We start from the raw sequence: 19,568 nt of genomic DNA on the forward strand, positions 1-19,568 counted from the left end.
GGAAAATTACCAAGTGTTAAAAAACAACAAACACACTTTTTTAATATTTTTTTTGATTGTGCTAGGATATTTATTTTTTACAGATAGTTCTTTTGCAGAAGGCTTAGACAAAACTAGGGCGTTTAGTGGTTTATTGGATTTGATACAAAAGCAATCTCATCAATGGTATTCAAAACTACATTATTATGGTTTTCGTCTTTTTTGGTTATTAGCTACGCTTCAATTTATTATTAGCTTTATTCCTCTTTTGTTTAAACAATCTGATATTGCTGATTTTGTAGGAGAATTGGTTAAGTTCATTCTTGTGATAGGTTTTTTTGCTGCTCTTTTGGAATACTCTCAAGAATGGGGGGAAGCCATTGTTAATAGTTTCCGTACAGCTGCAGCTCATGCGAGTGGAAGAGCCAGGGGTCTTTTTCCCGCAGATGTTTTGGGCGAAGCTTCTGATATCATGGAAGCTATGGTCAATGTTTCAACTTTGAATCCTATAACTGCTGTGTTGATTGCTGTTCAGTCTGTTATTGTTTTTTTCTGCTTTTGTTTTATTGCTGTTTTACTAGCTGTTACGCTTGTTGAATCGTATATTGTAATCAATGCATCTGTTATATTTATGGGTTTTGGTGCTTCTCAATGGACACGAGAGATAAGTATAACAACATTTCGCTACGCTGTCTCTGTTGGTGCAAAATTATTCGTAATTACACTCTTAGTGACTTTGATTGTTGATGCTATGGAGACATGGAGAGAAGCATATGTTTATTCTTCTGCATCGAATTGGACATTGCTAGGACTTTCTTTGTTATGTGCGTATTTAACAAAGACTATTCCAGAAATTATTGCTGGTTTAGTTTCTGGATCAAGTGGTGGTAGTGGTGCAGCTATTGGAGCAATGGCTGGTGCTGCTGCAGGAGCAGCTGTTGCGGCTGCAAGTGGTGGAGCAGGAGCATCAGTTGTTCCTGGTGAAGCATCTGCTGCTGGTGGAGCAGGTAGTGTTTTAGGAGGAGGAGCAAGTGGTGGAATAGGTGGTGGTGGATCTATGATGGGAGCAAGTGATAGCACAAACGCCTCTCAAATGACCGGGAATTCTTTTAAAGATAGTACTAATAAATCTCAATCGGGCGGAAATCCACGTGTTGCTGGAGGGGAAAACCGCTCCACCAGCACTGGTCAACTTCAAGGTAGACCTGGTACCCAAAGTCAACCTAAAGCTGAAATTAGAAATGTTCCTGATGTTGCTGATATGGCTTTAAAAATTGCAGGAACTATGGCTGCTATTTGTGTTCCTGGAATGGAAGACGCTGCAAACCTTAGTCTTAATGCTCCACCTACTCCACCAGAATATAACGATATCCAATTTTCTAGTGATGACAAATCTCAATCTGACGAAGCTAGAACAAGTAATATTACTGAAAATACAATCTCGGGAGCAGAATCTGAAATAGATAAGAAATAAAGAAACTATGGTTTTCTTTTTAAGAAGTAGACAGTAGCTTCTTTATTTCAAGATTGATAACTCATATTTTATGGTCGTAGGATATTTTTTTAAAATTCATGTCCACGATCTGTATCTGGCGATTTTGTTCCAAAAAACTTTTTAGTTTGTTCTTCTTGTTGTGCTCGACGTTTTTCTTCTTCGCTTTTACCACAACCCGTAAGGCTTAATCCTATAGTTAATATAGCCATGCTTACTAAAATCAATTTTTTCATTTTATCCCTCTTTAAATATCAGATGTGTTGATAGTTTTGCTCAAGATGCAAAGTAATTTCTTTGCTGTATCAGAAGACAGGTTTAGTGATTATAATTTTGTTTTTTTAATTAGCGTTGTTAATGGGAGGATATGTGAACAGTTATTGTAAATATCTTATAAGTTTCTCATAGTAAAACATGAGAAGGAAAGAGCCAAAACTTGCAATAAACAACTGAATCATAAAGTATATTAATGATGGTGACCAACTTGCCGTTGAAAATTGTATTGCAATAGGAAATCCGACTAATGTTGCAAAACACATAAGCATAATAATGCTTAGTATTAATCTTAACGGACCACGAAGCCATAAAAGAAAAAGGAGCAATCCCTTTTTGCCTATCTGTATTGTTGTCATTGATCCCCCCTCTAATATTATAGTTAATTCGGTCTCACCGTATACATAGAACGATAAATGATACAAGTCATATTTTTGTAAAATCTTCAAGATCTGTTTGATATTCTACAGATGAAATATCTGATTTGGTAGAAGATAGTTCTATTTTATATTCTTTCATAAAAATAATTTTATCTCCTTTGAATAATAGAATTGGATTAACCCAATATTGATTAGGTAATTTTGGTTTTAAAATTCCTTTTTGTATGAGCTCTCTTAAGCCATTGTGAAAAGTCCTGTCGACCATATCGCGTTTTTTCCCATTAACGCCTCCATCAAACCAAATTAGAGTAATACTATTGTTGTTTTTGTTTTCTAGCTTATTAGACTGGCGTTCTTCTAAAACAATTACCAAAGCACGATGACCTGTACGAGATAAATTAAAAACTGTTTGGATTCCATCGGCAAAGATTTCTATGAAGTTTTCTTCATTTGTTTTCCCTGTCACATGAATTGTAGGTATTACCTCTGTTCTATTCGTCTCAGAGTTGATAAATTTTTGTTGTGTAATGGATGTTTTTACAATCTTATTATCTGCAAAAATTTCAGATTTTTTGAGAAAAGGATTTTCACGAGGTGAAAATTTTTGCTTTCGCAAGTTTATTTTATCCATTTTGATTATCCATTGAATTTTTATGCATTGATTACAAGTTTAGAATTTTTTTTTCGTAAAACAAAAAATCAACTTGACCTTCAAACGAATACAAGATGGTTTACATTATATGGTAATTAAGTTACCACAAATGATCGTTAGTATATCAACTAAATAAAGAAAGCAAACAGTTAGGTACGATCAGTGTCCTTTCGTGAATGATCTTGTACTTTCTACTAAGGATTCAGAAGGGCAGATTATTACTAATGTCGCACTCATTTTTGATCTCAAAGCAGCAGGAATAAAAGTTTTTTTAGTTTTGGCTTGGATACTTCGGAACAAATTAATCCACACGAATACAATAGTTTTGGATAAAGCTGTTTTAAAAATGTTTTTTGCATCTCAAGATAAGAAACTGGCATTATCACCAACAACCTTTTTCGTGATATAGCAGAGTTAGAAAAGGCTGGTATTATTGCTAAACAAAACCATAGAAGCTGGTACTTCATAAATCCAGATTTTTTATTGAATCGTAATTCGGTTATTTTTAAAAATAATATTAATTTCAAGAATAGCAAAACGGGGACCTAATTTTAACTATGTTGAAATTTTTATTCTTTCTAGTATAGTTAAATCTTGACTCATTGGATAAAGTCATGATTCATTTTAAACGAGAGGGAAATAGAATGGCAAAAAAATAAAACCCCCTGCATCACTACAGAGGGAATATGTATAACGGTTCCCAATTTAATTCATATCGATGTATTCTGCAAGAGAAATTTTGTAGAAAAAGGGGGATTTTCATATTTTTTGCCTCTAATTGAAGAGGTTCTAAAAATTATGGTTAATAAAGTTTTTGGAAGAAAATTAAGTGCACATCATCTAGAATTTAGAGAATTAGCTGAAAATGCTCAAATGGGAACAGTAAGTCGGGGGCAATTATTTGGGCTGGTTAAAAAATTAGGGCAGGCTGGTTTGATTAAAGATACTGAAGCAAAACTTCTCTCTAATTTATTGAGTACAACTTCAAACGAATCTTTTGAAAAAGGCGGAGTTCCTATCGTGTTCAAAGGCAATAGACGATTGAGTTATGACCTTAGACGAAGTGAATCGCGTGTTAGTTTTTTGCTTTCAGTCCTTTATGATAAGGGGCTTATTGTCATGCGGGATTCTGGCAATTTTAAACGCTACCCTATCTCCAATAAGGATGCAGATATCGTAACTGCTTGTGGAATTGACTTGCGTATTCTGATTGCTCGATACGACGAACTTACGCAAATAGCAGATTCCATATTAGAAGCACGACTAGAAGCATATGAGAAGAAAGAAGAGGCTTTGAAGTGCTTTAAAGGATTGGTAAGGCAAATTAAATCTTCTTATGCTTTAATTGAGGTTACACCGCTTATGACTATGGTGTTTTCTAGAGTGCAAAAAATTATCGATATTATTGGAAGACCCGCCAAGGCTTCAGTAGAAAAATTACACAAAGCAATCCGTCTTTTTGAGTTGATCTTGAAAAGATTTTTTAAGCATAAAACAGCAAAAACAAGATACAAATGCTGTGAAAACAAGATACACAAAGAATATAATACATCTAATATAATTTGTAATTGTAACAAAAAGGAACCTTCAAACTTTTACGAAAACAATCAAAACACAGAAACAACCGAAAATTACGCAAAAATAGCTTATGAAAATATCCAGAAAGGCAAAGACGAAGAAAAAATACCTTCAAAAGCCTATCCATGGCCTCAAATCAAACCAGAAATGCTAGCTAAAGCTTTGCATAATACCGCTATATTCGCTGACTATGAGATCCAAACAGAATGCGATTTGATACCTTCTATGTACCCCCTCTCCAGAATGATGAAAATCTCAGAAAGTGCTGTCGAAAAGGCTAAAAAATACATGGGAATTAAAAAAACTGCTCTCGCTATTGGAGTTATTTGTGAAAAATATGCTAGAGGAATTGTAAAATCCCCAGGAGGATATCTGCGCGGCATGATTGAGAAAGAAAAGCGAGGAGAACTCTATCTAGAATGGTCTTTGTTCGCTTTAGTCAAACATTCAGACCAGCAAGAAGTAAATTCTTTAGACCTAGAAAAAAAGCACAAAACAAACCAAGAAGAAAAAAGTTCTTCGTTAAAATCAGAACTAAAGGAAGTTCTGAAAACTTTAAAAATGCCAATAAATTCAAAGCGGTTTGTACCATAAGTTTTATAAAGACTAAAACAAGGGGAAAAAATGCCAGCAAATGTCAGCAAACACTCTCCAATTCTAGATGAGATAAAGCCTATCATTCTACGGCTACCTTATCATGGTTTAGTGAGAAAATCTTTAATAAAAATGAATTTAGTGCCTAACACTATTTTTTCTAAATTAGATGTTCTTTTATCGAATAATCTTATAGTGGAAGATAATGACTCTTGGCAACTCACTAAATTAGGCTGGTATTGGTATATTAATATTATGTTTTGGTTGATGCCAGAAGAAGATCAACATATTTTAAAGGCATTTATTGCAAAAAAACTGGATGAAACAGGTAGATTTATAGCTAAAAAAGAGCTTATGTATGTATAATAATAGCCTGTTCATTGATATATTTTTTTGAAGTTCATATCGCCAATTTTATTAAAGGGAGTAGAACTTTAACTGTCGAAAAGTTTAATATCGGATGGTTGATATGAAGTTATTTTTAAAAAAGAGTCCATTAGCTCTTTTTTCTTCTCTCTTTATTTCTAAAGTTGGCGACTATGCTTATGAAGTTGTTTTTATTTTTCTTGTCTTAGAATTAACAGGTAACTCCTTTTTATAGGTCTTGTGTATTTTTTTCGCTTTATCCCTTTTCTTTTTTTGGACCTATAGGCAGTTGGTTAGCGGATAATTTTTCTCTGAAGAAAAATATGATCTTAAGTGAATTGGTGAGATTGTTAGCCTCATTATTCGTTTTGATAACCTATATAACAGGGACTGCGCATATTGCTGTGCTTATTTTTGCAGCAATATGTACAACAATAGGAAGAAGTATTTTCCAACCAAGTTTTCAAGCGGCTATTCCCAGAATATTTTCCAAGAAAGAATCTTACAAAGGCAAATAGCATTTCACAAATTATAGACGAAACGGCATCTGTAATTTGCCCTTTAGTTTGTTCCCTATTGCTTCTTTTCGCTAATAAATCGGCAGTCCTCATTTTTGATTTTTTTACCTATCTTATATCTATTATCGTGTGATTTAATTTCGTGAATTTAGATTCAAGCGAGAATAAATCATTTAATTTCATAAAAATTTATTTATTACACTCGTTGGCTCATCAGTTGCTATTCTCTTTACGGGTGCAATTTTAAGATTTTTAATTCCAGCTTTTGTTCTTTCTGCGGGTGGAGAGGAAAGCCTTGTGAGTTATATTTTTTCTCTCATGGCTGTTGGAACTATTACAGGCGGTTTATTATATAGTAAAATTATATTAAATATTACATCCTTGTAAGCTTATGGTATTTTGGCTTCTTTATGGAGTTATTTTGTTTTTTATGCCTTTAACTTCAATATTTTATTTAAAACTAATTTTAGGGTTAGCTTTTGTTTCAGGATTGATTGGTGCATTTGTGGATATTAGTTTAGTTTCAGCCATTCAATTATATTCTCGTCGTGAAGATTTTGGTAAGAGCTTTGGAACTTTTTCAACTTTGGCAAATTCTGCTGAAGCAGTGTCTGGCTTTATTGCTGGACTTTTTGCACTTGTGGGATTGATGAGCTCTTTTTTAACGATGTCTGCATTCATTATTTTCACTGGAATGATTAGCGTTATGAAAATTAAGAAAAATAAAACGTTAATACCTCTTATCACGACAGTAGATGATGATCATTGATATATTTGATAGTTCACAAGCAGTAAAAAAAGAATATGTGTAAGGTATTTAACCATGATGATTTTTCCTTTTTATCAAGTAAAACGATCATTTTTTTGATATAAATAATCAAAATTACCAAAAATAAAAATAGATACTTTTTAAAGAGCCGATAGGAAATTGATTGATCAGCTTTAATCGTTAGACTAATATTTCAAGACAGATTATAGAAAGGAATTTCCTATGCAAAAGAAATTACCCAAAAGTTATATGACTGATGCTGAACGTGAAAAGTTACGTGCAGGCGGTCTCCCTCAAAATAGTATTTATGCTTCTGAATCTGTAGCAGCAGATCACGCTGGTGATGACAAAGCAGCATGGGAATGGTTAGCAATGGCTGAATTACCTGCTCATACCCTTTTATTTCTTAAATCTCAAAATGGTGCGCAATTTATACGTGATATGGGATTTTCTACTAAAAATGCTGATGAGAAATATGGTCCCGATTGGTTAGATAAAGGCGTTGTGATAGGAGGCCATCATTTCTGAGAAAATAAAACGGATTCTAGCACAAGAAGATAACTGACAAAAGTGATCATTTAAGTGAGTAATAAAAGCGTATGAAATTAAAAACTGATGACGTTATTAAAATCCCTTTTATGAATTTTATCAGTTTTTTTGAATGATAACCTTATGATTTAGAGAATGATTACAACGTGCTTTATGAAAAGCATATGATCCTTTAAAGCTTTCAAAAGATGGTTTGTAACTCATAAGGAATGCTATCAAGATCATTATAATTATGAGTTTAGAGGGTTTTGAAGGTTCCTTTTATTATTACTTATTTTATTTTTTTAATTAGAAATAAAAGTTATTATATTTCAATATGTTAATGTTTTAAAGAGACAGCCTATGTTAAATATAACATGTAAATACAATCTATAGTATACATTTAAGAGGGTTTTGAAAGTTTTAGGAACCTTCAAAACCTATAAGGAAAATGAATATACATAACGCTCTTTTTAAACAAAGCTTTTGAAAACAATAAAGCTATATATTCACGTATCTTTTGACGATCAAAATATGCTATTCTAGTCCAAATTAGCTTCATAAAGTTGATCTATCTGGTTTACTTTCTGTTTTTAAGTACCATTCCTTTGCTTCTGCTTCGATTTCTTCAGAAGATATTATATCGCCTGCATTAGCAGAATTTATTCCTAATTGAACTTGTTTTCGAAATCATAAATCGTGTGCACTTTTTTCTTTTTGTTCTTTTACGATATCGCGCATATAATCTCGCAACATATGCAAAATATCATATTTACAGTCTTAACTTACTCTTTATGAAAGGAGTTTTGTCGATTTTCCTTTTTGCGTTAAAAGGTCAATTGCTAATTTATCAAACGAAACAAAGATTTCACCACCTAACCAATTACCCTCATAGGATATTATTCCATCTGCAAAATCACCACCAGCCTCTAGAATAGCAATCCCTGCTTCAACAGCAGGTCGATTCATCACTACATTACTAGTTGCTAGCAAATCTCTTAACATTCCAGCTACATCTTCTTTTGATAATTTTGCACCTCGACGAAGTATCCAAACAAGTTCGCATAAACAAGACAAAGAAATAGCTATGAGAGAAGCTTCTCTTAAGATCTTACTTGCTACTTCACCTTGTTTTTTATCATCTTGTAAAACAGCACGAGCAAGAACATTTGTATCTACAGAAATCTTCATTTTTTTTCAGCCCAACTAGAAGCCGTAATTTCGTTCATTTCTTCAATGGTTAGTGGTTTTTTTAGTTTTCCAGAAAATCGTCCAATAAAGCTCTCAATTGTGTTTGTAGGTTGTGCTGCTTTTATACGAAGCTCGCCATTTGGTAATTTATCAAAGCTTATCCGTTGACCTGGTTTAACACCAAGGTGTTGTAATAAATCTCTCTTTAACGTAATTTGTCCTTTTGCTGTAATAGTTAATGAAGACATAGAAAACTCCTCTGACTATAGAATTATCCAATATATGTAAAAGTAATGTAAAAATCAATTACTCTAAAAATAATCTCTCAACAGAGTTATATGTCAACTGTGAACATAATGAATTGAATGCTTTTACATACCGGCATGTGTATACCATATTATACTTTATTATATAGTACTATATTCTATAGTAAAATATAATATTATACCTTATAGTAACCATTAATCCTTAATGGATTGAGGGCATAGGAAGAGTTAAAATTCCATTACCAAATTTTGAAAGTTTAAAACCGTTTACAAAAGCACAGAAAGTAGATGCACAAACATTAGGTAAGATAGGTCAAAATAATGGATTTACGACACGTCATAGTGTAGAATTCAAATGTGGTGGTGGACGTAGACGACGTAGTTTAAAAACAGCACGTTTAACGCTTGCAATTGAACCAAAAGTAAAAGACCTTTTTTGGTTCTTAACAGATGAACTCAATGAAGATGGCGGTGTTTTTCTAAATCGTCTTATTAAAAATTACATCATAAAAAAATAAACATTAATATTTAAGATCATTAAATGATCTTCTTCTGAATAGAGAAGATAGCAGTTGTCCTACAATTTAAAAAGTTTTCATTTTATTCAGAAATCAACCACAAAATTGCTTTCTGTTTTTTAGGTTTGAGTTGTCTAAAACCTTTTAAAAGGAATAATTCTTCTTTACTGGAAATTCCTTCATTATAAGAGGATACAATATTCCTTTTTGGGGAAATATCGGTATCAAAAAAGGAGATATCAACATCTAGTAAATTAGCGATTTCTTGTAAACGTCCAGCTCCCACACGATTTAAGCCTTTTTCATATTTTTGGATTTGTTGAAAGGTTATTCCTAATTGTCTTCCTAATTCTTTTTGAGAAATTCCCATGAAGCTTCTTCTGAAACGAATTTTTTACCTACAGAAATGTCATTAAAATGTGGGTTTTTGGTTTGCATTTTGTACCCCCTCCAGTTGCGAGCGCCCTCGCATTGGTATTCCGAGAGTTGAAAGAGCTGAAACTTGGCTCAGCCTTTTGCTTTTAGTGCTTATAGCACCTGGACATAACAAAAGCTCCCGGAATTCCGGGATATCCATAAAGCAGGATAAATATGTGCTCCAAGTTTTGGGTCTTTCATTCCCTGTTAATCGCTGCGTAAACGATTAAAACATTTTTACATAATAAAGTAATTTCAGAAGATTGGCAATAAGCATAGTTTTTTACTTACAAACTTTGTTTTTTAATGAGAGGCTACTACCTCTCAAACTCTCTGTGCACTCACCAGACTCATGACATCCTACCCAATCGCCTTTTAGTGGATGATCATAGTAATGTCTTGGTAATGGTTTTTCTTCAATTAGCAGTTTATTCATATTTTTACCGCGCTGTTCCGCCTTGCGCACGTCACGTTTAAATTGTCGTGAGCGAACAAGTATCAGCATATTAAATGCCTAAGTCCTTAAAAAGGGTTACTATAATGTATAATATTATACCTTACTATATAGTAAGGTACTAAAATATACTCTTATGTTCTTGGCATGGTAATGATAGGCTTCATTTTTGTAAGCTTTATGTTTTTGCGTTCAATAAATAAACGTAAGGTGTTCACACTAACTCCTAATGTCTTAGCAATACGGTTTTGTGATAAACCAACATTTATAAATGCTTGAATTTCATCAATGTGATTGTCCAGCTTTAATTGCGTAGCAGTACTTCCTTTTGGGCGTCCTAGTTTTATTCCTCGTTGACGAGCGACACTTAACGCTTCTTTTGTACGTGTTTGAATTAAATGTCTCTCAATCTGCGCTACCATACCTAAGACAGTTGCGATGATATCACTTTGTAAACTACCGTCCATGATAAGATTTTGTTTCGTCACGTGAAAAATTAAACCACGTTCACTAGCGGCTTTGAGAATTTCTAGGACAGCAAGAGAAGAACCAGCTATACGAGAAAATTCAGGAGTTAATAATACATCTCCTCGTTCTGCTTTTTCAATTAAAGCACCAAGCTTACGCGTGCGCCAATCTTTTCCTCTGCTTGCAATTTCTTCTTCAATATGAAGTGGAGCAAAACCATGTTTGTTAGCATATTTTAGCAATCCAAATTTTTGATTTTCTGTGTCTTGTCCATCACGAGAAACTCGTAAATATGCGTAAAATTTTGTCATGTTCAGCAAAAACGTCAATTTAAATTTAAACTGATATATATTTATTCAAAAAAAATGTCAAATAAATATATATTTTTGTATCATAGAAAACGATCGTTTTTTCTGATATAAATAATCAAAATTACCAAAAATAAAAATAGATACTTTTTAAAGAGCCGATAGGAAATTGATTGATCAGCTTTAATCGTTAGATTAATATTTTAAGACAGATTACAGAAAGGAATTTCCTTATGAAAAAGAAATTACCCAAGAGTTATATGACTGATGCTGAACGTGAAGAGTTACGAGCAGGTGGGCTTTCTCAAAATAGTATTTATGCTTCTGAATCAGTAGCAGCTACTAAAGCAAATGACAGTCAAGCAGCATGGGAATGGTTAGCGATGGCTGAACTACCTGCACATACTCTTTTGTGTCTCAGAAAATGGCGTGGTGCGCAATTTATCCGTGATATGGAATTTTCTACAAAGAATGCTGATGAGGAATATGGTCTAGATTGGTTAGATAGAGGCATTGTGATAGGAGGTCATCATTTCTGATAAATTACAAACGCTTTTCTTACAACAAAATATATACGTACAAGATTTTGAGAAAACTCTAATTTTCAAAAAATTACGTGATGTGCGAAGTGATCTATGTGATCATATTCGTGATATTGGTAAAAGTAGTAATTTACTATTGCTTCTTGATACGGAACGCAACTTTATTGATGATGATTTATCATGATATGCTAATAGTAAAGCTATGATTAATAGCCTTAAAACAGCTTTAGCGGAAATAGATGTTATTAAATATCATGTAATGATTGTTTCTGATCATGAAAAATATGATGTGATAAATAAAGGACATAGTCTACCAAAGCACCGTAAAAGCGGATTGCCTTATGATGAAGCACGCCAAGCAATGGCATCTCATTATGCAAGGTTAGGAAACTTAGATAAATCTCGTTTAACGTCAATTGAAAAATCAATTATTGACGTGCGTAAAAACAATGTAAAGGTAATGCAAAAACTCTATGAAAAGATGCAAGCCAAAGCTATTGGCATAGATCTATAGTCCAATAAAAATCATTCTCTAATTCGAACAGTGTAATATCCTTTTTTTCTCGAATTCTTTAGAGCAAGCTCTTTTAATCCTGAAATAAGTAGCGTGAGAAATCCCTGTTTTCTCCATAACAATTTTGGAGGATAGTTTCTGCTTAATCAATGCAATTGTTATATTTGTTCATTGAAATAGGGGACTAGATAAATGTTAGAAGATATGAAAAAGCGAGCACTGACCATTTCCAAGGAGGAAAAAATAAAGAACGTTTTTTAAAAGATATTTGTTAACAAGCATTTGCTTTGATTATCTTGATAAAGCTACCAAGCATTTTGATTTTAGATGTAAATTATGTGAAGTTCACTCACAAAAATTTTGGATTTGATATTTTAATACGTTTAAAGAAGTTGAATTATTATACATTTCGTATTAAGGGTTACTATAAACGCTATGAAAAACCGTGTCATAAGAACACGGTTTTTTCTTTAAAGATGCGTTTTAATTTCAAATGACCGCCTCAAAAATGAGGACATTATGATTGATACGTTTTTGATAGCAGCAAAAGCGTTTATAGGCTCTATAATCAAATGAGTGAGTAAAAATAATACGCATCATTTATGTTTCTTTTGATAAGTTTATCTCTAATAGAGCACTTGTAATATGATACGCTTTGTATATATGTATTCATTATAAAATTCATTTGTATGAATAGTTTGTACCTCTATTGAGAGCCATGTCACGGCCTGGCCTGGCATGGTTTCCTTTTATGATATATTTATAGCAATGTATTTTATAATGCGTCTATACCCATAAAAGCAGGCGCCCCCACCCCGTTATTTATACCGCTTTTCCATAAACCCTAGCGTTATCAAAAATATGAGCACTCTCATATATATAAGAAGATCCTGATACTTTAGCATTGCCATAAACATGGGTATCACGACCATAAACCTTGGCTTTATCACTAATTACTGCATTTCCTGATACCCTTGCTTCATTAAAAACATAAGCTTCATTACGTATTTTTGCATTTTCATAGACACGACCAGATTTTACAACACAAGCATTATCATACCCATTATGTGAGCATGCTTTATAAGTTATTCAGTCTCTCTAATTTCTAATTTTGGAAGGTTTTTCACGATTTTCATGGTTTCTAAACTTACGGTAATAACTCTTTGAAATAACTCTAGAGGGTAGGCAGGGTTGCCAACAGTTTCAACAGCATAGCGATTGGCATCATTGATAATACCACTCTTTTTATCAGTCTTAACGCATTGACGCCCCATAACCCATTCAAGAGCGGGTTTACCATTGACGATATACTCATAAGCTTCAAGAGGGATATCTGTTATTGTGATATTGCTGTTATAAAAAACTGTAGATTTATCTTTTTCCTTACTATTCTTAATTTTTGCAAATTTCATTTCAGTCACATAATAAAACTTTTCAGGATTAGAGATATCAGTCTGTTTTGGATTACCTTTTTTAAAGATCACAGGATAAGGTTCTATGCTTTCGTAATTCACGTGCAGATGACCCAATTCACGTCCTGCTGTTACAAACTTCCAAAAATCATCAGCACTCTTTACGCAAGGAATACGAGGCAATTCTTTAGAGAGGTTATCAGCATAACGAGCACGATAATCTTCCGAATGTAAAATCCCATAAACGTAATAGAATAAATCATCTTTCGTGATAGTTTCATTAGGATAAGCCGCTTTAAAATGATCTAGACCTTCATCCGTAATAGCATCACGCTTCTGTAAACCAGCTGTTGTGTTTGCTTCTGTAAATAAATGGGATTGTTTTTCACTTTTATCTTTTGAAACCGTAATGTCTTCATAGATATATCTTGGAAAACATTGACTAGTATCTATTGCATGAAAATCAGATACGGTCTTAATCATAAGTACAGAAAAATCTTTATTTGCTCCCGTACCTGTAACTTGTATCACTTTATTTTCAACCGTTTTCCCCATCGGAAATATACATGGAATTTGAGCAACCATTTCATTAAAGGCACGATTGTAATAGAGCCACTGTTGTGTAAAAGGACGATATAGACTTTGAATAAGGCATGTATCTTCAAATTCAAAAATCTTTCCTTTAGTTAAATATTTCTTAAGATTAATACTCCAACTAATTTTGCTTTCATCGGCATTAACAAAATTATCTATAGTTTTAGTACGTGTTTTACCGTTATCATGTGTATAAACACCATTAAAACGCTCCACTTCACTATTGTAGAAAGTAATCATATTACTCATATTCTTCGCGAGAGTTTCATTGCTTGCATTGTATGCCCAAGCATCACGATTGGTTTTTAGACCACAAGAATAAATCTCAAACAGTTTTTTACTATGAGGTTTCTTATCACCTAAAGCTAGGAATGTCTTGAAATTGTCATCACGTTGACCAAGCCAATCATTATGCTTATCCGGTATAATTATTTGCCAACCTTTTTTGCTTCGTGTAATGCCATCAATACTCCTAAGTTTTTCAATTATCGTAAGCTTTTTTTCTCTGTTGAGATAGTCTCCAATATCACGAAAATATATCTTACCACGCTGTTGAGATTCTGGATTTTTTACAAGAATAGAGATAGCTATAGGGGCACGAGAGCCAGAACCAAAAATTTTTCCCCCTTCTTTACGAGAAAGTTCTCCAGAGGTTCGTTGATTACCACGTAAATGAAAAATATAAAGGCTTGAAAATTCCTCAACAAGGCATTTGCGTAAACCATTTAAAGAACATGCATTAATAAACCCTGCGTTTGTAACAAAAGCAATAACACCACAATCTTTTATACGGTCACTCGCCCAGCGAATTGCTCGTATATAGCTATCATAAAGTGCTTGCATATTGATTGATTCAGATTTAGCAGCATAAGTTTCACGAATGCGATCATCTAATATCGGATAGGGAGTATTCTTCGCATTATCATTAGCACTTTTTTGACCGGTTGAATAAGGAGGGTTGCCGAAGATAACTTCGATAGTTAAATTTTTCTGATGTTCTAAATATTCACTGTTTTCTTTAAACAATTCCTGTAGCAGGTTTTTCTCTTCAAGCATCAAAAACGTATCGGTTAAACCAATATGCTTGAAAGGAATATATTCTCCTTTCATCAAACTATGATACGTCGATTCAATGTTAATCGCTGCTATATAATAGGCAAGCAAGACAATCTCATTGGCATGGATATCATAACGGAACTTATATTCCATATCCTCTGGTTTGATGAGATTGGATTGTAATAGCCTTGTGATAAAAGTTCCTGTTCCCGTGAAAGGATCAAGGATAGAAACACCCCGTGACCCCAAGCTTTTGCCAAATTCATTGCGCAACACATCATCAACAGAATGAATGATAAAATCAACAACCTCAACGGGCGTATAAACAATCCCAAGCCGATCCGTGGTCTTCTTAAAGGCCTTGGCAAAAAAACTTTCATAAAGCGTAATAATAAGATTTTGCCTTGCTAAAGGAGAGGTAATCCCTGAGGCACGAAGCCTTACACTGTTATAAAACTCTTGTAATTCCTTGGATTCTTTCTCGATATTCGTTTTATCAAGTTCTGTTAAGATCCTTTCCATGGCTTGCGAAATGGCATTGTTCTGGACAAATTCATTGCCCTCAAACAAGGCTTCAAACACCGGACGCGTGACAAGATGTTGCGCTAACATCTCAATGGCTTCCTCTTGTTTGATTTCACTGTTTAAGTTGTTCTTTAATTCCTTATGGAAGGCATCAAAAGCATGAAAGGCTTCACTGTTTTCATCAGCAAGCAGGTTTTGAAGATGAGCAATATGATTTTGAGCAATCTCAGCAACATTACCCGCCCAATTTTCCCAATAATCCGCAATAGTAAATTTCTTCGCAAGAAGGGTTTTCAGAGCATTGGGAAACTCTTTATAAAAAGGTAATCTCATTTGCCCTTTATAACTATGCTGCGGTTCATGAGCGGCTTTTCCAATCTCAAGTCCCATATGTTCTGATTTTTCATGGATATGAAGTTTATCCTCAACCGCGGTCATGCTCTTTAAGGCGCTAATCTCCAAAACATCACTAACGTCTTGCCCTAAAATCATCTGGTTAAGGGTGATTTCAAAATTCTCATCATGAGCAAGCAAAGCATTGATCACTTGCCAGACAACACTGTATCTTTTGTTGTATTTTAAAGCCTGTTCAGCAGAAACCCCAGCAGGGATCCCAACGGGTAAAATGATGTAGCCTCTCTTCTTGCCTTTTGCACGCCGCATGATACGCCCTACAGCCTGTATCACATCGACATAACTTTTCCGCGGGTGTAAAAACATGATGGCATCAAGAGCGGGGACATCAACACCTTCAGACAGACATCTTACATTGGTGAGTACACGACAGTGATTTTCACCCGCATCTTCTTTAAGCCAATCAAGGGCTTTATGACGCGTTTTAGCACTTTGAGTTCCATCAATATGATCAAAGGTACAGTCAAGAGGCGGGGTATCTTTATAGACCTTATGAAGATTGAATAATTCTTCCTGTATTTCTTCAGAATTGAAGGTATCACGGATACGTTCAGAAGTTTTAATATCTTTGCAAAAAGCCAAAGCCCGCCGCATGGGATTGGGGTCATCACTTAAATCAACTTTTAGATCTATTTTAGCAAGGGCTTGATAACAACCTATGATTTTGGTTTTATCATCAAGAATAAGTTCATAATTTTCATCGGTCATCAGATGTTGAATGGATGCACTCACTTCCTCTTCATTAACACCCAAAACAATAATCTTATAAGGTGCGAGCAATTCATTTTGAACGGCTTTTGAGAAGGTATAGATATAAAGCTCTTTTCCATAGAGCTCTTCATCATCCATAGAGGCCAGAACGGCATTAATCTCATTGGCTTTCTTTTTGGCATCATCGGTAAAGATTTTTGGGGTTGCTGTCATATACAGACGTTTTTTGCCTTGAATGATGCTGTTATCGTGAACCTTGATAAAATCAGATTCATTATTGTCAGTTCCCAATGAAACCCCAGTGGTACGGTGTGCTTCATCACAGATGATCAGATCAAATTCGGGTAAATCATACTCTTTCTGTGCATCCGAAATTACTTGGATAGAATGGTAAGTTGAAAAGACCACGGTCATCAGATCATGAGAAACCTTACCCGCTTTGCTAGCCAATTCTTTTGCATCAGTTGTTGCAGGCAAGGCAAGATCAGAGGTATCAAATTCAAGAGCATCATTTTTATTATTCTTCCGACGCTTACCCACTTGTGTATCGGAACACACGGCAAAGGAACGCAAAGGCACTTTTGTATCTTCTGTCCATTCACGGATTGTTTGAGAGATAAGAGCAAGAGAGGGCACCAGAAATAACACACGCTTGCCTTTTCCTGCTAGTCGTTCTGCTATCTTAAGACTTGTGAAAGTCTTGCCCGTTCCACATGCCATAATCAGCTTGCCACGGTCTGCTTCTTTTAAACCTTCACAGACTTTCTCAAGGGCTTCTTTCTGATGATCTAAAAGCTTTCTTTTCGGTTTCTCTTTAAGGACGGCTTGTCCTTGTTCTTTATAAGCTCCCCAATCGATTTGACTGTTTTCCAAATCAAAAAGGTTTATGCGTTGAGGTCGGATTTCTTGCCCCTCACAAGTCAGTTCAACATTATTACTCCAGTCTGTTTCGGTGCTATCAATCAGAATTCGACGGGTGAAGATCTTTTTGCCCGATGCAGCAATAAAACTATCAATATCTTCTTTTTTAATTATGTGAGAGGCGTCATAGCATTTACATTGAATAGCCGCATATCCCCCTTCATCACGGATTGTAGCCACTAGATCAATGCCAATATCCGTTCCATCTTCATCATGCTCTTTCGCCCATTCATAATAGGTTTGAACCTTTTCGTATTCTTGCTTTTGAAGCGGATCATGCATCAAATAATCCATGACCAGGTTTTCAAATAATGTTCCTAATTCACGGGGAGATTTAGCTTTTTGCCGATAATATTCCAACAGAGAGTGTAAAGAGACGTGTTCATTATCAGAACAAAGAGAGTAGGACATAAAGGGTAAGCTCCATGGCAATATATGCTATTGATTAATTCTCTTCAAAAGAATCAAAACGAAGCTTATTAAATCCATTTAGGATAAATAGCGAGTGTCAGATGAGGTAAAAGTCCTGTAAAATGGGTATTTTTTTCAAAAGGAATTCTAAATTATAATGATCATGTCTGTAGATGATGGATGGATAAACAAGATCATCTGCGATATCTGTTTATATGGTGTAGAAACCTGTTGTATCCTAGCTATGGCAATTAGGTTACCACAAATGGCTATATTGAATTAAAAAACTGGAAGCCGGGAACCTAATTTTAACTATGTTGAAATTTTTATTCTTTCCAGTATAGTTAAATTTTGACTCATTGGATAAAGCCATGATTCATTTCAAACGAGAGGGAAATAGAATGGCAAAAAAATAAAAACCCCCTGCATCGATAACAACACAGAGGGAATAGTTTAATCGGTTCCCAATTTAATTCATATAGATGCATTCTGCAAGAGAAATTTTGTAGAAAAAGGGGGATTTTCATATTTTTTGCCTCTAATTGAAGAGGTTCTAAAAATTATGGTTAATAAAGTTTTTGGAAGAAAATTAAGTGCACATCATCTAGAATTTAGAGAATTAGCTGAAAATGCTCAAATGGGAACAGTAAGTCGGGGGCAATTATTTGGGCTGGTTAAAAAATTAGGGCAGGCTGGTTTGATTAAAGATACTGAAGCAAAACTTCTCTCTAATTTATTGAGTACAACTTCAAACGAATCTTTTGAAAAAGGCGGAGTTCCTATCGTGTTCAAAGGCAATAGACGATTGAGTTATGACCTTAGACGAAGTGAATCGCGTGTTAGTTTTTTGCTTTCAGTCCTTTATGATAAGGGGCTTATTGTCATGCGGGATTCTGGCAATTTTAAACGCTACCCTATCTCCAATAAGGATGCAGATATCGTAACTGCTTGTGGAATTGACTTGCGTATTCTGATTGCTCGATACGACGAACTTACGCAAATAGCAGATTCCATATTAGAAGCACGACTAGAAGCATATGAGAAGAAAGAAGAGGCTTTGAAGTGCTTTAAAGGATTGGTAAGGCAAATTAAATCTTCTTATGCTTTAATTGAGGTTACACCGCTTATGACTATGGTGTTTTCTAGAGTGCAAAAAATTATCGATATTATTGGAAGACCCGCCAAGGCTTCAGTAGAAAAATTACACAAAGCAATCCGTCTTTTTGAGTTGATCTTGAAAAGATTTTTTAAGCATAAAACAGCAAAAACAAGATACAAATGCTGTGAAAACAAGATACACAAAGAATATAATACATCTAATATAATTTGTAATTGTAACAAAAAGGAACCTTCAAACTTTTACGAAAACAATCAAAACACAGAAACAACCGAAAATTACGCAAAAATAGCTTATGAAAATATCCAGAAAGGCAAAGACGAAGAAAAAATACCTTCAAAAGCCTATCCATGGCCTCAAATCAAACCAGAAATGCTAGCTAAAGCTTTGCATAATACCGCTATATTCGCTGACTATGAGATCCAAACAGAATGCGATTTGATACCTTCTATGTACCCCCTCTCCAGAATGATGAAAATCTCAGAAAGTGCTGTCGAAAAGGCTAAAAAATACATGGGAATTAAAAAAAACTGCTCTCGCTATTGGAGTTATTTGTGAAAAATATGCTAGAGGAATTGTAAAATCCCCAGGAGGATATCT

General features: G+C 34.3%; 16 protein-coding genes and 2 pseudogenes. 9 read left to right on the forward strand and 9 right to left on the reverse strand.

Annotated features, from left to right (window positions below; translation table 11 throughout):
* The first annotated feature begins 13 nt into the window (after window positions 1-13).
* Complete coding sequence (gene trbL / locus MCY_RS08660; RefSeq protein ID WP_019224573.1) at window positions 14-1,453, forward strand: P-type conjugative transfer protein TrbL; 1,440 nt, start codon at window positions 14-16, stop codon at window positions 1,451-1,453.
* 89 nt (window positions 1,454-1,542) lie between these two features.
* Here trbL and MCY_RS09720 read toward each other — a convergent pair whose 3' ends face one another.
* A complete protein-coding gene (locus tag MCY_RS09720; protein WP_007347997.1) occupies window positions 1,543-1,707 on the reverse strand; it encodes a hypothetical protein in 165 nt (54 codons plus the stop codon).
* Window positions 1,708-2,170: 463 nt separating this feature from the next.
* Entirely contained in the window at window positions 2,171-2,755 is a 585-nt protein-coding gene (locus MCY_RS08670; protein WP_007347999.1) for a hypothetical protein, read from the reverse strand.
* Window positions 2,756-2,948: 193 nt separating this feature from the next.
* On the opposite strand from MCY_RS08670, the gene MCY_RS08675 reads away from it, so the two are divergent.
* The 5 genes and pseudogenes from MCY_RS08675 to MCY_RS08695 all read left to right on the forward strand — a co-directional run bounded on the left by MCY_RS08675 (window position 2,949) and on the right by MCY_RS08695 (window position 7,129).
* Entirely contained in the window at window positions 2,949-3,185 is a 237-nt protein-coding gene (locus MCY_RS08675; protein WP_007348000.1) for a hypothetical protein, read from the forward strand.
* Between the two features lie 389 nt (window positions 3,186-3,574).
* Window positions 3,575-4,948, forward strand: a complete 1,374-nt coding sequence (gene repC / locus MCY_RS08680; RefSeq protein WP_007348001.1) for a plasmid replication protein RepC — start codon at window positions 3,575-3,577, stop codon at window positions 4,946-4,948.
* Window positions 4,949-4,978: 30 nt separating this feature from the next.
* The gene (locus MCY_RS08685; protein WP_007348002.1) at window positions 4,979-5,314 is read left to right on the forward strand and encodes a hypothetical protein; all 336 of its coding nucleotides are present in this window, start codon (window positions 4,979-4,981) and stop codon (window positions 5,312-5,314) included.
* Between the two features lie 103 nt (window positions 5,315-5,417).
* Window positions 5,418-6,601 (forward strand): annotated as a pseudogene (locus MCY_RS08690) (MFS transporter).
* Window positions 6,602-6,823: 222 nt separating this feature from the next.
* On the forward strand, window positions 6,824-7,129 hold the full coding sequence (locus tag MCY_RS08695) for a hypothetical protein (RefSeq protein ID WP_007348005.1): 306 nt from the start codon (window positions 6,824-6,826) through the stop codon (window positions 7,127-7,129).
* Window positions 7,130-7,687: 558 nt separating this feature from the next.
* On the opposite strand, the pseudogene MCY_RS10260 reads toward MCY_RS08695, so the two are convergent.
* The 6 genes and pseudogenes from MCY_RS10260 to MCY_RS08720 all read right to left on the reverse strand — a co-directional run.
* Window positions 7,688-7,885 (reverse strand): annotated as a pseudogene (locus MCY_RS10260) (hypothetical protein); the annotation flags it as partial.
* A 36-nt stretch (window positions 7,886-7,921) separates the two neighbouring features.
* Complete coding sequence (locus MCY_RS08700) at window positions 7,922-8,320, reverse strand: type II toxin-antitoxin system VapC family toxin (protein ID WP_007348006.1); 399 nt, start codon at window positions 8,318-8,320, stop codon at window positions 7,922-7,924.
* Window positions 8,317-8,568, reverse strand: a complete 252-nt coding sequence (locus tag MCY_RS08705) for an AbrB/MazE/SpoVT family DNA-binding domain-containing protein (protein ID WP_007348007.1) — start codon at window positions 8,566-8,568, stop codon at window positions 8,317-8,319. Before MCY_RS08705 ends, MCY_RS08700 begins: the two co-directional genes overlap by 4 nt.
* A 618-nt stretch (window positions 8,569-9,186) precedes the next feature.
* Window positions 9,187-9,474: a helix-turn-helix domain-containing protein gene (locus MCY_RS08710; protein WP_007348008.1), complete on the reverse strand. Its 288-nt coding sequence runs from the start codon at window positions 9,472-9,474 to the stop codon at window positions 9,187-9,189.
* 330 nt (window positions 9,475-9,804) lie between these two features.
* A complete protein-coding gene (locus MCY_RS08715; protein ID WP_007348009.1) occupies window positions 9,805-10,026 on the reverse strand; it encodes a type II toxin-antitoxin system RelE/ParE family toxin in 222 nt (73 codons plus the stop codon).
* Window positions 10,027-10,109: 83 nt separating this feature from the next.
* Window positions 10,110-10,754: a recombinase family protein gene (locus MCY_RS08720; RefSeq protein ID WP_007348010.1), complete on the reverse strand. Its 645-nt coding sequence runs from the start codon at window positions 10,752-10,754 to the stop codon at window positions 10,110-10,112.
* Between the two features lie 230 nt (window positions 10,755-10,984).
* Here MCY_RS08720 and MCY_RS08725 point away from each other — a divergent pair, with 230 nt between their 5' ends.
* Together MCY_RS08725 and MCY_RS08730 are read left to right on the forward strand one after the other, a co-directional pair.
* The gene (locus MCY_RS08725) at window positions 10,985-11,290 is read left to right on the forward strand and encodes a hypothetical protein (RefSeq protein WP_007348011.1); all 306 of its coding nucleotides are present in this window, start codon (window positions 10,985-10,987) and stop codon (window positions 11,288-11,290) included.
* Window positions 11,291-11,495: 205 nt separating this feature from the next.
* Window positions 11,496-11,807, forward strand: coding sequence for a hypothetical protein (locus MCY_RS08730; protein WP_007348012.1), 312 nt, complete (start codon window positions 11,496-11,498; stop codon window positions 11,805-11,807).
* Window positions 11,808-12,892: 1,085 nt separating this feature from the next.
* Here the strand turns inward: MCY_RS08730 and MCY_RS08735 are convergent.
* Window positions 12,893-17,851: a DEAD/DEAH box helicase gene (locus MCY_RS08735; protein ID WP_007348014.1), complete on the reverse strand. Its 4,959-nt coding sequence runs from the start codon at window positions 17,849-17,851 to the stop codon at window positions 12,893-12,895.
* Window positions 17,852-18,413: 562 nt separating this feature from the next.
* Here MCY_RS08735 and MCY_RS08740 point away from each other — a divergent pair.
* Window positions 18,414-19,526, forward strand: coding sequence for a helix-turn-helix domain-containing protein (locus MCY_RS08740; RefSeq protein ID WP_007348015.1), 1,113 nt, complete (start codon window positions 18,414-18,416; stop codon window positions 19,524-19,526).
* Window positions 19,527-19,568 lie beyond the last annotated feature (42 nt).

Source organism: Bartonella rattimassiliensis 15908, from assembly GCF_000278215.1.
Classification (GTDB): domain Bacteria; phylum Pseudomonadota; class Alphaproteobacteria; order Rhizobiales; family Rhizobiaceae; genus Bartonella; species Bartonella rattimassiliensis.

Excerpts from the sequence above, each read along its gene's own strand:
- MCY_RS09720 (WP_007347997.1), bottom strand. The coding sequence starts at position 1,707 with ATGAAAAAATTGATTTTAGTAAGCATGGCTATATTAACTATAGGATTA.
- MCY_RS08670 (WP_007347999.1), bottom strand. The coding sequence starts at position 2,755 with ATGGATAAAATAAACTTGCGAAAGCAAAAATTTTCACCTCGTGAAAAT.
- repC (WP_007348001.1), top strand. The coding sequence starts at position 3,575 with ATGGTTAATAAAGTTTTTGGAAGAAAATTAAGTGCACATCATCTAGAA.
- MCY_RS08685 (WP_007348002.1), top strand. The coding sequence starts at position 4,979 with ATGCCAGCAAATGTCAGCAAACACTCTCCAATTCTAGATGAGATAAAG.
- MCY_RS08695 (WP_007348005.1), top strand. The coding sequence starts at position 6,824 with ATGCAAAAGAAATTACCCAAAAGTTATATGACTGATGCTGAACGTGAA.
- MCY_RS08700 (WP_007348006.1), bottom strand. The coding sequence starts at position 8,320 with ATGAAGATTTCTGTAGATACAAATGTTCTTGCTCGTGCTGTTTTACAA.
- MCY_RS08705 (WP_007348007.1), bottom strand. The coding sequence starts at position 8,568 with ATGTCTTCATTAACTATTACAGCAAAAGGACAAATTACGTTAAAGAGA.
- MCY_RS08710 (WP_007348008.1), bottom strand. The coding sequence starts at position 9,474 with ATGGGAATTTCTCAAAAAGAATTAGGAAGACAATTAGGAATAACCTTT.
- MCY_RS08715 (WP_007348009.1), bottom strand. The coding sequence starts at position 10,026 with ATGCTGATACTTGTTCGCTCACGACAATTTAAACGTGACGTGCGCAAG.
- MCY_RS08720 (WP_007348010.1), bottom strand. The coding sequence starts at position 10,754 with ATGACAAAATTTTACGCATATTTACGAGTTTCTCGTGATGGACAAGAC.
- MCY_RS08725 (WP_007348011.1), top strand. The coding sequence starts at position 10,985 with ATGAAAAAGAAATTACCCAAGAGTTATATGACTGATGCTGAACGTGAA.
- MCY_RS08730 (WP_007348012.1), top strand. The coding sequence starts at position 11,496 with ATGATTAATAGCCTTAAAACAGCTTTAGCGGAAATAGATGTTATTAAA.
- MCY_RS08735 (WP_007348014.1), bottom strand. The coding sequence starts at position 17,851 with ATGTCCTACTCTCTTTGTTCTGATAATGAACACGTCTCTTTACACTCT.
- MCY_RS08740 (WP_007348015.1), top strand. The coding sequence starts at position 18,414 with ATGGTTAATAAAGTTTTTGGAAGAAAATTAAGTGCACATCATCTAGAA.